The sequence below is a fragment of the Bittarella sp. HCP28S3_D9 genome (genome assembly GCF_052065655.1).
GTDB lineage: Bacteria > Bacillota > Clostridia > Oscillospirales > Ruminococcaceae > Bittarella > Bittarella massiliensis.
This window is the reverse complement of the sequence record NZ_JBQHTP010000004.1, coordinates 63891-77019: the sequence shown is the minus strand read 5'-3', so window position 1 is coordinate 77019 and position 13129 is coordinate 63891. Positions and strand designations below refer to the sequence as shown.

General features: G+C 64.0%; 9 protein-coding genes. 5 read left to right on the top strand and 4 right to left on the bottom strand.

Annotation, left to right across the window (positions count from 1 at the left end; all coding sequences use genetic code 11):
- Window positions 1-112: 112 nt before the first annotated feature.
- Window positions 113-889, top strand: coding sequence for a hypothetical protein (locus tag ACTNAU_RS04040; protein WP_441097638.1), 777 nt, complete (start codon window positions 113-115; stop codon window positions 887-889).
- Window positions 883-1590 (top strand): hypothetical protein, encoded by a 708-nt coding sequence (locus tag ACTNAU_RS04035; RefSeq protein ID WP_441097637.1) that lies wholly within the window; start codon window positions 883-885, stop codon window positions 1588-1590. The genes ACTNAU_RS04040 and ACTNAU_RS04035 overlap by 7 nt, the downstream gene beginning before the upstream one ends.
- A 116-nt stretch (window positions 1591-1706) precedes the next feature.
- On the opposite strand, the gene ACTNAU_RS04030 is transcribed toward ACTNAU_RS04035, so the two are convergent.
- The 3 genes from ACTNAU_RS04030 to ppdK all read right to left on the bottom strand — a co-directional run bounded on the left by ACTNAU_RS04030 (window position 1707) and on the right by ppdK (window position 8220).
- Window positions 1707-3398 (bottom strand): NPXTG-anchored protein, encoded by a 1692-nt coding sequence (locus ACTNAU_RS04030; RefSeq protein WP_441097636.1) that lies wholly within the window; start codon window positions 3396-3398, stop codon window positions 1707-1709.
- Between the two features lie 135 nt (window positions 3399-3533).
- Entirely contained in the window at window positions 3534-4988 is a 1455-nt protein-coding gene (locus ACTNAU_RS04025) for a S41 family peptidase (RefSeq protein WP_441097635.1), read from the bottom strand.
- Between the two features lie 607 nt (window positions 4989-5595).
- Entirely contained in the window at window positions 5596-8220 is a 2625-nt protein-coding gene (gene ppdK, locus ACTNAU_RS04020; RefSeq protein WP_441097634.1) for a pyruvate, phosphate dikinase, read from the bottom strand.
- Window positions 8221-8647: 427 nt separating this feature from the next.
- Here ppdK and glmU point away from each other — a divergent pair, with 427 nt between their 5' ends.
- From glmU to ACTNAU_RS04005, 3 genes are all read left to right on the top strand, one after another.
- Window positions 8648-10060 (top strand): bifunctional UDP-N-acetylglucosamine diphosphorylase/glucosamine-1-phosphate N-acetyltransferase GlmU, encoded by a 1413-nt coding sequence (gene glmU / locus ACTNAU_RS04015; protein WP_441097633.1) that lies wholly within the window; start codon window positions 8648-8650, stop codon window positions 10058-10060.
- A 71-nt stretch (window positions 10061-10131) separates the two neighbouring features.
- Window positions 10132-11088, top strand: coding sequence for a ribose-phosphate pyrophosphokinase (locus tag ACTNAU_RS04010; protein WP_021658498.1), 957 nt, complete (start codon window positions 10132-10134; stop codon window positions 11086-11088).
- A 105-nt stretch (window positions 11089-11193) separates the two neighbouring features.
- The gene (locus tag ACTNAU_RS04005) at window positions 11194-11733 is read left to right on the top strand and encodes a radical SAM protein (RefSeq protein ID WP_441097632.1); all 540 of its coding nucleotides are present in this window, start codon (window positions 11194-11196) and stop codon (window positions 11731-11733) included.
- Here the strand turns inward: ACTNAU_RS04005 and ACTNAU_RS04000 are convergent.
- Entirely contained in the window at window positions 11669-12886 is a 1218-nt protein-coding gene (locus ACTNAU_RS04000; protein ID WP_441097631.1) for an MFS transporter, read from the bottom strand. The two genes, ACTNAU_RS04005 and ACTNAU_RS04000, sit on opposite strands and share 65 nt — an antisense overlap.
- Window positions 12887-13129 lie beyond the last annotated feature (243 nt).

Sequence of the window (13129 nt, the reverse complement as noted above, 5' to 3'; positions counted from 1 at the left end):
GGGATACACCTGTCCCTTTTGCGACACCGTTTTGCACTGGGAGGAGACGGAGCCCCCCGTCCAGGATGCCAAAAAGCGGCCGCCGGCGCCCTTTGTGCCGCCCAAACCGACGGTGGACCCACGCAAGGACTGGCTGGCCGACTTTCAGCGAGCGGACAGAGAGGTGACCATCTTCCCGCCCACCGATCCCCTGCGGGTGAGCAAGAGGGTCCCCTGCGCCCTCACCCAGGGAGAGGCGGCCCAGGCTGTTTGCGACTATTGCAAGCGCGTCGAAGGCGCTCCCTTCTGGACGCGCAGGCCGCAGAGGATTCTCTCCCACCTGGAGCAGGTCTGGTTCCCCGTCTGGTGCGCCGACGCCACCGCCGAGGGGGCGATTGCCGCCGTCTCTTCCACTGATCTCAGCGCGGAGATCCACCGGGGGGAACTGACCCTCTTGGGAAAACAGTTCGCCGACCTGCAGGGGATGGAGGAGCGGCTGCTCTGGCAGCGGTTTGCCCCCTTTTCCCTCGACCGGGCAAAGGAGGGGGACCCGGTCAAGGTGGAGCGCTGCCCCTCTGATTTGAAGCGGTCGGCCCTCCTCGCCGGCAGCGAGGCAAAAGACCGGCTGTACAGCGCCCTCTTTCAGGAAAATCACTGCAAAGAGGAGCAAAAGGTGCAATACAAGGCCTCCCTTCTCAGCTGCAGCGCCGACTGTGTCCTCTATCCCATCTGGAAGTGCAGCCTGTCCGGCAGGGGAAAGGGCAGCGTCGTCTGGGTGGACGGGGTCAGTGGCAGGACCGCCGGCTCCGTGGAAGCGGGCTTTTTTTCCAGTATACTCGCCCCTGCTCCCTGGGTAGTGGGGCTGATCGCCGGCGGGCTGGCGACCTTTTTGGGGGTGTTGATATGGTAAAGAACCGCTGGAGACGGATGGTCGCCCTGTTGGTCTGCTGCCTGGTTCCCCTTGTGGGCACCAGCGCTTCGGCATTTGGCGCCGACCCCTGGGAAGACACCAAAGGGGGAGTCCACGTGTTCGATTCGGCCCAGTGCCTTGAGGATCCCTCGGCGCTGGAGAAGCGCTGTGCCGCCCTGTTTGACGAGTTCGAGTTCGACCTGATAATCATCAGCCAATATGACAACGGCACCTACGCCCCTCCTGATTTGAACCACCGCTTGGAGGAGGTGTTGAGGCAGCGCTACGGATACGCTTCCTACAAGCGCATCGACGCCGCGGTGATGTTCATCAATGCCAGGAAGGGCACCTGTGAATTGGGGGTCTGGGGGCAGTTTGACTCCTTTTCCCCCGGCGACGGGACCGCCTTTACCTATGACGAGCTGGCGTTTGCGATGATCGACGATTTGACGGCCCAACTGCAGTTGGCAAGTGATAAGGGCCGCTACCACCCCATTTCGTGGCGTCACCGCCGTCACGTCCTTTACAGCGCCATCTTCGGGGCGGCGGTCTTTGCCGCCACCGTCTGCCTGCTGGCCCGCCGCCGGCAAAAGGAACAAAATGCCGAGCTCCGGCAGAGCGTCTCTTATGCCACCTCTCCTCTGAAGGGAGGGGAGCTACTCTACCGCTCCAAAGGGCACAGCCATAAGGGGGCGGGCTGATTTTTCCCTGCGGCTTTTGGATAGAGCCCCCCGCCACAATCTGCCGCCCAATGAAAGAGCGCCCCTTGCAAAACTGCAAGGGGCGCTCTTTTCTGGTGGCTACTTTAAAGGGGGAATCACTGCGCTCTCTTGCGCAATGTCAGGACTGCCGCCCCGCCCAGCAGGGCCAGGGCCGCCACCCCGATGATCCCGGCGTCGCCGGTGTTGGGGGAATCCCCATGGCTGGAGTCGGGAGAAGGGGCAGGATCAGGCGCGGACGGCGTAACCTGATCGGGAACGGGAGGTTCCTCAGAGGAGCTGTCATCAAAGTTGACGATGACATAGTAGCTGAGGTGCTCGGTGAGAAAGGAGAGGGTCCCGTCTTCGTTGTCGATGCTGTCCAGCAGGGTGAAGGTGCCGTCTTCCTCCAGGCGGAAGACGCCCAACAGGCCATCAAATCCGTCGGGGACGGGCAGGGTCACCACAATAGAGCCGTCCGGCTGAACGGTCTGGTCGCCGTCCAGCAGGCAGATGTCCAGCAGCTGGAACTGGTCTGACACGGTGTTGACCGAGGCTTTGACTGCATCGTAGAGTTCGCCCTCTGTCAGCTCGTCGGCCGCCACAGTGCAGCCTGCAGGGATGGGGCCGGTGGCGGAGACACCGCTGTCGGGGTTGGTCACAGTGGTGATGGGGGTCTCTTTGGTCACCTCGATCTCGATGATCTTCTCTGCGGTGTAGGGGTTGCTGTAGCAGTCGCAATATTCAGGGATGTTCTGGGGCAGAATGGTGGCGTACTGGACTTTCAGCTTGACGGTCCCCAGCCCAGTGAAGCTCCAGGTCTCACTGCTCGAGAGGGTGTTGCTGTAATCTCCACCCGAGCGGGTCACCAGTTCAGCCCCTTCGAGGATCTCGACCTTGGGCGCAAAGGCGAGGGGATGGCTGTCAACAAAGTCGTCAGGGCTATAGGCTTCCCTTTTTTTAGCATCCTCTACTTTCTCATTGGAGAGAGCGGTATTTTTTAAGCTGGTGGTGAGATGGAAGACGCTTCCCAACTTAATTTTTTGAGGGGCGTTGGTCTCGATAACAGGCTCCTCCACTGTTACGGTGTAGGGGGCGCCCAACTTATCTCCACCGGGTGTTTTGGCCTGGAAAACAGCCGTTCCGGGACGGAGTGTGCGGGTGATGGACTCAAGAATGTAGGAGGTATGCCCTTTCCCACTGCCCCCACCCCAATCGTGATGGTAGGAAAATATTCCTGTCTGGGCAATTTCGTCGGCGTTGTATCCATAGGCCTGGTAGGTGTAGGGCGTGTTCTGAATTTTTGCAATTTCAAATTTTGAGTCGGATACAGGGGCTTGCCCTATTTTTAAATGACTGGGAATGGTATATTCCACGGTCGGTTCCCCCGCCGACGCGGTCACATTGAGCCCGGTCTTCTCGTACACCTTCTCGGTGGCAAGCCCCTTGTCGGCGACGATCCTAAAATAGGAATTCGTCCCTGCAGCCTTGAAATCGACGGTGATCGTCTCCTCCAGGCGATATCTCCCCCCGGCAGAAAAAACTTGATCCTGCGCGGCGAGGATGATGTTGTCGGAACTCTCGAGGACGGGCCGCTCCGAGATTTCCTGGCTGTCCTCGATGGCGACGGTGACCGTCACCCTGTCCCCCACCCAAAAGCCGTCGGTCGGGCCGTCCGGGTCGGGGCCGTCAAGGTCTCTCGAAGAAATCTGCACTGTCCGGTCGCTCGAGGCGGCCCAAGCAGTGGGAACAGCCGCTGAAAATACCAGCGAGACCGACAGCAGCGCTGCCAGCCATCTTCCCTTTTTCATCTTGTCTCCTCCAATCCTGCCAATTAACAGTTATAATGCCTCCATTATAGGCCCCTTTTTGGGGGCGAACAATGCGTTTGGAGGAAGATTGGACGATTCGACAAAATCCGACAACTCTTTTGTGCGCTTCTGCCCTTACTCTCGAACCGCCTCCACCGCCCGCCCGAGCTGGACGTCCAGCTCGCTCTGCTGGGTGTACCATTTCAGCGTCACCGCCTGGGTGAGGGCGCGGCAGAGGCCCTGGTCGATCGCCTCCCCCTCGGGCAGCCCCGCGTCGGCCCGAAAGGCCCGCACGGCGGCGGCGGAGTCCGGGGCGTAGTAGCCGTCCTGGCGGGCGACCGGGTAGCCCAAAAAGGCCAGGTAGGTCTGCACCGGGCCGGCCGCCTCTCCCACCTGGTCGGGAGAGATGGTCTCCCCCTCCGCCATCTGCGGGGCGGGGGTGTCCAGCGCGCCGGGCTGCGAGACCTCCAGGTCGGGGGCGATCCCCTGGCCGTTGACCCACCCGCCGCCGGGGGTCAACCAGCGGTAGCGGGTGTACTTGAGCCCGCTCCCATCGCCGAAGAGGAGGGTGGACTGCACCGTCCCCTTGCCGTAGGTGGCGGTCCCCACCACCGTCGCCCCCAACTGCTCCTTCAGGGCGGCGGTGAGGATCTCAGAGGCGCTGGCCGTGTCCCCGTCCACCAGCACGGCGATCCGCTCAAAGGAGCGGCGCCCGGTCTCGCGGTCGGCGGTGATTTCGCGCACCTTGCCGGCCTTGTTCTCCTCCTTGTAGACCACCGCCCCCTCGGGCAGAAAGTAGCTGGCCACCTCCACCGCGGCGTCCACATAGCCGCCGCCGTTGCCCCGCAGGTCGATGACCAGCTCAGTGCAGCCGGCCTCCTGCAACTGGGTCAACACCTCGCCGGTGCGCGCGCCCAGGGTGCTGGTGAAGGAGCGGATGGTCAGCACCCCCACCCCGTCGACCACCCGCCCGCTGGCCGAGTTGTCCACTGTTCGCCGCTCCAGGGCGTACTCGGTCTCCACCCCGTTTCGCGCCGCGGTCACCCGCACGGCGGTGCCCTCCTCCCCGGCGATCTCTGCCGCCGGGTCCTCCAGCTGGGAGAAGGGGACGCCGTTCACCGCCACCAACAGGTCTCCGGGCAGGATGCCCGCCTCGGCGGCCGGTGAGCCGTCCACCACCTGCACCACCAAAAAGCCGCCGTCCGCCTGCTGGTAGACCACGCCGATCCCCACCGACGCCCCGGCCAGGCTCTTTTCGCTCTGGGTGCGCAGGGCGGGGGGCAGGTAGCCGGTGTGGCTGTCCAGCTCGCTCTGTGCCATCCCCGCCAGGGCCTGGTCGGTCAGCCGGCTGGACAGGTCCTCCACCTCGCCGCCAAAGTACCACCGGTCCCGCAGGGCCCGGTAGCTGGCGGTGAGTTTGCGGTACCCCTGCGCGCCGAAGGGGGAGCAGAGGCCCAGCGCCCCTTCCAGCGCTGCCCCTCCGCCAAAGGCGAGGAGAAGGGCGAGGGCGAGGGCGACGACCCTTTTCCAGCGTCCGGGGCTGCGGCCGAGCTGTCGGGGCTGTGGGCCGCGGGGAGAGAGCGAAAACATGGCAAGCATCCTTTCCGGTGGGAAGCTGGGCCGGCTTCCCACCGGCCCGCAGTAAGATAATAGTATATCGCTTTTTTGTGACAGACAGATGAACGGTTTCCCTCTGACGGGACCCTTCCTCGCCGGAGCTCCCTCCCCGCCAGGGCTTTTTCCTCATCAGAACTTCTCTCTTCACCAAGTCCTCTCTTCTTTGGAACATCCTCCTCACCGGGGCTCCCTCCCCACCGGGGCTCCCTCCTCACCGGGGCCCCCTCCTCACCGAGACCCCCTCCTCACCGAGACCCCCTTCCTTGCCAAGGCCCCTCTCCGCCAGACCACCTTTTCTTGCCGAAGCCCCTGTCTCACTGGAGACCTCCTTTCCGGCCGAGCCCTCTCCTCGCTGGGGGCTCCTTTTTACCAGAACCCTTCATCACCGAGCCTTCCCTCACTCTGGGCCCTCTCTCTGGAGGCCCCTCCCAGTCAAGACTCCTCTCCGCCGGATTCCTCTTCTTGCAGAAAGCCCCTTCCCCCCACCAAACAACTCCCCTCTCTCCCCAAAAAGGCCAAAAAGAGAGCCCCGCCGGGCGCTTTCGCGCCTCGACGGGGCTCTCATCAGCTCTCAAATGGCTTATTTGTCTTTCAGAGCGGCCTGCGCAGCAGCCAGCCGGGCGATGGGCACCCGGAAGGGGGAGCAGGAGACATAGTCCAGGCCGACGCGGTGGCAGAACTCGACCGAGGTCGGGTCGCCGCCGTGCTCGCCGCAGATGCCCAGGTGGATGTCGGGTCTGGTCTGGCGGCCCAGCTTGGCGGCCATCTCAACCAGCTTGCCAACACCCTTCTGGTCCAGGTGGGCGAAGGGATCGGACTCGTAGATCTTGTTGTCGTAGTAGTAATCGAGGAACTTCCCGGCGTCGTCGCGGCTGAACCCAAAGGTCATCTGGGTCAGGTCGTTGGTGCCGAAGCTGAAGAACTCGGCCTCGGTGGCGATCTCGTCGGCGGTCAGGGCTGCGCGGGGTATCTCGATCATGGTGCCGACTTCATACTCCAGGTCGATGCCGGACTCGGCGATCAGCTTGTCGGCGGTGGCGACCACCACGTCCTTGACAAACTTCAGCTCTTTGACTTCGCCGACCAGCGGGATCATGATCTGGGGCTTCACAGCGAAGTTGCCCTTCTTGGTCACGTTGATGGCGGCCTGGATGACGGCGGTGGTCTGCATCTCGGCGATCTCCGGGTAGGAGACGGCCAGACGGCAGCCGCGGTGACCCATCATCGGGTTGAACTCGTGCAGGGAGGCGATGACCTCTTTGAGTTTGGCAACGGTGATGCCCAGCTCGTCGGCGATCTCCTTGATGTCCTCTTCCTTGGTGGGGAGGAACTCGTGCAGCGGCGGGTCGAGGAAGCGGATGGTGACAGGGTCGCCCTCCATGGCCTCGTACAGGGCCTCAAAGTCGCCCTGCTGATAGGGCTCGATCTTGGCCAGGGCCTTTTTGCGGTCCTCGGTGGTCTCGGCCACGATCATCTCCCGCATGGCTTTGATGCGGCTCTCCTCGAAGAACATGTGCTCGGTGCGGCACAGGCCGATGCCCTGGGCGCCGAACTCGCGGCCCTGTTTGGCGTCGCGGGGGGTGTCGGCGTTGGTCAGGACCTTCAGCTTGCGGACCTTGTCGGCCCAGCCCATGAACCGGCCGAAGTCGCCGGAGATGGCGGCGGGGCTGGTGGGGATGGCGCCGTAGTAGATGTTGCCGGTGGAGCCGTCGATGGAGAGGAAGTCGCCCTCGTGCAGGGCCTTGCCGCCCAGAGAGAACTCTTTGGCCTCTTCGTCGATGACGATCTCGCCGCAGCCGGAGACACAGCAGGTGCCCATGCCGCGGGCCACGACGGCCGCGTGGGAGGTCATGCCGCCGCGCACGGTCAGGATGCCCTCGGCCACGTTCATCCCCTCGATGTCCTCAGGGGAGGTCTCGCGGCGGACCAGGACGATCTTCTCGCCCTTCTCGGCCCACTCCTTGGCGTCCTCGGCGGTGAAGACCACCTTGCCGCAGGCGGCGCCGGGGGAGGCGGCCAGGCCCTTGCCGATGCACTCGGCCTTCTTCATCTCGTCGGCGTTGAACTGGGGGTGCAGCAGGGAGTCCAGCTGCTTGGGCTCGACGCGCAGAACGGCCTCGTCCTCGGTGATCATCCCCTCGTCGACCAGGTCGACGGCGATCTTCAGGGCGGCGGCGGCGGTGCGCTTGCCGTTGCGGGTCTGCAGCATGAAGAGTTTGCCGTTTTCAATGGTGAACTCCATGTCCTGCATGTCGCGGTAGTGCTGCTCCAACCGGTTGGCGATCTCGGCGAACTGGTTGTAGACCTCGGGCATGTCCTCCTGCAGGTGGGAGATGGGGGAGGGGGTGCGCACGCCGGCCACCACGTCCTCGCCCTGGGCGTTGATCAGGTACTCGCCGAAGAGGGCCTTCTCGCCAGTGGCGGGGTTGCGGGTGAAGGCAACGCCGGTGCCGGAGCGGTCGCCCGAGTTGCCAAAGACCATCATCTGCACGTTGACGGCGGTGCCCCAGTCGTAGGGGATCTCGTTCATGCGGCGGTAGACGTTGGCGCGGGGGTTGTCCCAAGAGCGGAACACGGCCTTGACGGCCTCCATCAGCTGGACCTTCGGGTCAGCGGGGAAGTCGGTGCCCTTTTTCTCTTTGTAGAAAGCCTTGAAGCGGACCACCAGGTCCTTCATGTCGTCGGCGTCCAGCTCCACGTCCTGGGTCACGCCGCGCTCTTCCTTCTTGGCGTCGATGATCTTCTCAAACTCGGGTTTGGGCAGCTCCATCACCACGTCGGAGAACATCTGGATGAACCGGCGGTAGGAGTCGTAGGCAAACCGGGGGTTGTTGGTGAATTTGGCAAAGCCCTCCACCACTTCGTCGTTGAGGCCCAGGTTGAGGATGGTGTCCATCATGCCGGGCATAGAGGCGCGGGCGCCGGAGCGGACCGACACCAGCAGCGGGTTCTCGGGGTCGCCGAACTTTTTGCCGACCAGCTTCTCGAACTCGGCCAGATTCTCAAAGATTTCCTTCTGGATGTCCTCGTTGATCTGCTTGCCGTCCTCGTAGTACTTGGTGCAGGCCTCGGTGGTAACGGTGAAGCCCTGGGGAACCGGCATGCCGAGGTTGGTCATCTCGGCCAGGTTGGCGCCTTTGCCGCCCAACAGCTCCCGCATGGTTCCGTTGCCTTCGGAAAACTTGTACACGTATTTCGTGCTCACGGGTATCTACCTCCTGTTTTTTGTAAACAGATTTGGACACCACAAAGACTATGCACGCTCCCCCTCGCCGGAAAGAGCCCACATAGTCCTCTCATCCCCAATCTGTTCAGACGCACCGTCTATGCGCTCATTATAGCAAATCGAGACTGTATTTGCTATACCCAATTTGCTTTTTTTGTGTTTTATTGGTGATTTTCAATAGATTTTCCCCAGAGCCGGAAAAAGGGCTTGCAAAAGGGACGGGAAGTTGTAATAATTATATAAAGAGCAGTGCGCCGATTCGTCAAAAAGACCCCGCTTCCCCCATGGGAAAAGGGGCTTTCTTGCGCCTGGAGGGCACTGTGCAAAAACGAGGTAGCTTATATGCCGGGGCGGGGCCGCGCGCCTTCCCCCATGCCGAACACAACTGGAAACAGGAGGCAAGTACATGGAAGCAGCCATCAACGCCGTCGTCCTGGCGGCGGGCGAGGGGACCCGCATGCGCTCGCGCAAGCCCAAGGTGCTCTGCGAGGTCCTCTTCAAGCCGATGATCTCCTGGGTGACCGACGCGCTGGAGCGCGCGGGCATCGAGGACATCTGTGTCGTGGTGGGCCACGGCAGCGAAGAGGTATGCCAGGTCCTGGGGGATCGGTTTGCCGTCGCCATGCAGACCAAACGGCTGGGAACGGGCCACGCCGTGCTGCAGGGGGAGGCATTTCTCAACTCCCACCGGGACGGGCATACCCTTATTTTATGCGGCGACGCCCCCTTTGTCGACGAGGACACCATCCGCCGCTCGCTGGAGAGCCACCTCCAGTCGGGCAACGCCGTCACCGTCATCACCGCCGAGCTCGACGACCCCACCGGCTACGGCCGCATCGTCAAGGACGGCGGGCAGATCGCCAAGATCGTCGAGCAGAAAGACGCCACCGAGGCCGAGCGGGCCATCCGCGAGGTCAACTCCGGCGCCTACTGGTTTGAGACCGCCGCCCTGCTGGAGGTGCTCCACCAGCTGCAAAACGACAACGCCCAGGGCGAGTACTACCTGACCGACACCGTCTCCCTCCTGCTGCGCGCCGGCAGGGGCGCCGGCACCTACACCGCCCAGAGCGAGGACGTGGTGCTGGGGGCCAACGACCGCCTCTCCCTCTACAAGCTGGGGGAGATCGCCCGCCGCCGGGTCATTGAAAAGCAGATGCGCCAAGGGGTCGAGTTCGTCACCCTCGACGGCATCGTCCTCTCCCCCGACTGCGAGATCGGGGCGGACACCACCATCCTCCCGGGCACCATCATCAAGGGGCACACCGTGGTGGGCTGCGGCTGCACCATCGGCCCCAACTCCCTGCTCACCGACGCAGTGGTGGGCGACGGCACTGTGCTCAACGCCTCCCAGGTGACCGATTCGGAGATCGGCTCCGGGGTGCGGATGGGGCCCTTCGTCCAGGTGCGGCCCGGCTCCCGGGTGCAAGACGGCGCCAAGGTGGGCAACTTCGTCGAGATCAAAAACTCCACTGTGGGGGAGGGCACCAGCGTCGCCCACCTCACCTACGTGGGGGACAGCGACGTGGGCTCGGGGGTCAACTTCGGCTGCGGCTGCGTCACCGTCAACTACGACGGCAGCCAGAAGTACCGCACCGTCATCGGCGACAACGCCTTCATCGGCTGCAACACCAACCTGGTGGCCCCGGTCACCGTGGGGGAGGGGGCCTACACCGCCGCCGGCTCCACCATCACCGAGGACGTGCCCGCCGGCGCCCTGGCCATCGAGCGCGGGTACCAAAAGACCGTCGAAAACTGGGCCGGCAAGAAGTTGGCCGGCCGCATCGCCAAGGCCAAGAAGAAAAAAGAAGAGGAACGGTAGCGCCGCAGGGTGCAAAACGCTGCCGTCGCACCGGTGCGGGGCAGCCAGATAAATAGGGGAGTTAAAAAGCTATGAACGTACACGGCAAGGACATTAAGATTTTTTCCGCCAACTCCAACAAGAAGGTGGCCGAGGAGATCGCCGAATACCTGGGCCTGCCTCTGGGCAAATCGGACGTGGGGATGTTCTCCGACGGGGAGATCTCGGTCTCCATCCACGAGACCGTCCGCGGTTCCGACGTCTTCGTGGTCCAGTCCACCTGCGCGCCGGTCAACCGGCACCTGATGGAGCTGCTCATCATGATCGACGCCTTCAAGCGCGCCTCGGCCGGCCGCATCACCGCCGTCATCCCGTATTACGGCTATGCCCGCCAGGACCGCAAGAGCAAGGCCCGCGACCCCATCTCCGCCAAGCTGGTGGCCGACCTGATCACTGCCGCCGGGGCTGACCGGGTCCTGACCATGGACCTGCACGCCGCCCAGCTCACCGGCTTCTTCGACATCCCGGTGGACCACCTGCTGGGCGTCCCCCTGCTGGAGCCCTACTACGAGAAGAAGTTCGCCGGCAAGAAGGAGAACCTGGTGGTGGTCTCCCCCGATTTGGGGTCGGTCACCCGGGTGCGCTCCTTCGCCCAAAAGCTCGACGTGCCCATCGCCATCGTCGACAAGCGCCGCCAGAAGGCCAATGTCTCCGAGGTGATGAACATCATCGGCGACGTGAAGGACAAGACCGTCATCCTCGCCGACGACATGATCGACACCGCCGGCACCCTCTGCAACGCCGCCAAGGCCCTCATGGGCAAGGGCGCCAAAGAGGTCTACGCCTGCGCCACCCACGCGGTCCTCTCCGGCCCCGCCATCGAGCGCATCAAGGAGTCCCCCATCAAAGAGCTGGTCTTCCTCGACACCATCCCCATCCCCCCCGAGAAGATGCTCGACAAGTTCCGCATCCTCCCGGTGGCCCCCGTCTTTGCCGAGGCCATCGCCCGCATCTACTCCGACAAGTCGGTCTCCACTCTCTTTGTCTGATTCCTGCCCGCAAAATCAAGCGGGGCGGCATACAGCCGCCCCGCTTTTTCTTTTTTCCCGCCTGTGCGATGATGGGAAAAACTGCCGCAACGGGGGAGAAGAGAGATGTATCTGAACCTCGATCGGGTCGAATTCACCATGACCTACCACTGCACCGGCCGCTGTGCCCACTGCTCCCAGGGGGAGATGTCCGAGCACCCGCCCGGCCACCTCCCCTACGCCCTCTGCGAGGGGGCGCTCACCCGGCTGGCACAGCGCTTCCCCCTGCGCTCGGCGATGTGTTTTGGGGGCGAGCCCCTCCTCTGGCCGGGGGACACCGTCGCCCTCCTGCGGGAGGCCAAGACCGCCGGCATCCCCCGGCGGCAGGTCATCACCAACGGCTACTTCTCCCGCGATCCCGTCCGGGTGGCCCAGGTGGCCGGCTGGCTGGGGGAGGTGGGGGCCGAGGTGCTCCTCTCGGCCGACGCCTTCCACCAGCGGCGCATCCCCCTCCCCGCGGCGCTGGACTTTGCCTGCTCCCCGGTCGCCGGCATCGGTATCCGTCTTCCAAACACAGGGCGCGCCCGAAAAAAGAGCTGGGTCAGCCCTTTGGGGCTGGGGCGCGCCCCAGGGCCAGCCAGGCCACCGCGCCGCCCAGGGCGGTGATCCCCACCCCGAACAGCAGCGTGGCGGGGATGCCCACCCGGTCGATGAGCCAGCCCCCCAGCAGCGAGCCGAAGACCCCGCCCAGGGTGTTGGTCACCGCCAGCATGGCCTGCCCCTTCACCCGGTCGGCCCCGGCGATGACGGCGTTGGCGTAGTGGACGGCCGCCGGGGTGAAGAGGGCGAAGCCCCCCACCTGAAAGACCTGGCTCAGGTAGACGCCCCCTGGGTCGCGGGCCAAAAACAGCAGCGCCGCCTTGACGAGGAAGAACCCCAGCGAGATCTTCAGCAGGGCCTCGCAGCGGACCCTGCGCACCAGCCGGGAGAAGAGGGCCATGGTGGGCAGTTCCAGGGCCGAGGCCACCGTGAGGGCAGCCCCGAAGTCGGCGCTCTGCCCCCCGGCGTGCACCACGATCTGCATCAGGAAGTTGTTGAGCATGGTGTGAAAGACAAAGACGCAGGTCGCCCCCGCCAGAAAGAGGGTGAAGCGGGGGTTTTGCCGGAAGAACTCCAGCAGGGAGGAGGGGCGCTCCCCCTCTCCCTCCCCCTCTTCACCGGCTTTGGCGGCGGGGGCGTCGGTCAGCCCCTTGGCGCGAAAGGTCAAGGCCAGCAGGGCGATGAGGAGGTAGAGCAGCACAAACCCCACCGGCAGCACGTCGGCCCCCCACCGCTCCAACAGCAGCCCCAGCAAAAACGAGACCGCCGCATAGCAGAGGGAGCCGATCCCCCGCGCCAGGCCGAAGTCGATGGACAGCCCCCACCGCTCGTAGACAAACCCCAGGGCGTTGATCAGGGGCTGAACGGTGAGCATGGCGGTGGCTACCAGGCAGAAGAGGACGGCCGTCAGCCAGAAGGAGTGGGGGATGAGCAGCAGCACCCCCGACAGGGCGGCCGCCGCAAAGGCGATGGTGGCGGCGATCTGCCGCAGGGAGAACCGGCGCGCCCGGTCGGCCAGGGAGGCGGCCGCGGGCTGGAGCAGCGCCCCGAACACGTTGGAGAGGGCCAGCACCACCCCGATCTGGGTGTTGTCAAAATCGCGGGAGAGCAAAAAGGCCGAGGCAAAGCTCATGACGGCGCAGAAGACCATCCAGTAAGCGCCCTGTAAGCTGGCGTACTGGGCGGTCATCCGCCGGGCGAGCGAGGGGTTTGACTGCAAGGGTTCATCCTCCTTTTTTGGCGGGTCCCGCCGCGGGACGATATGGTCCAAAACGGTCCAAAAACGGTCGAAACCCGCCGATCTCTGCCCATTTTAGCACGATTTTGGACCGGGTGCCATCCCGTGTTTTCCCCGACGGAGGGCCGGTTCCGGCAAAATGCCGGGATTTTGCCCCTTTCTTCTGTGCTTTTGCCGGTATCACCCGGCAAAGCGGCTGTGATACAATGCAGCTATCGGCCACTG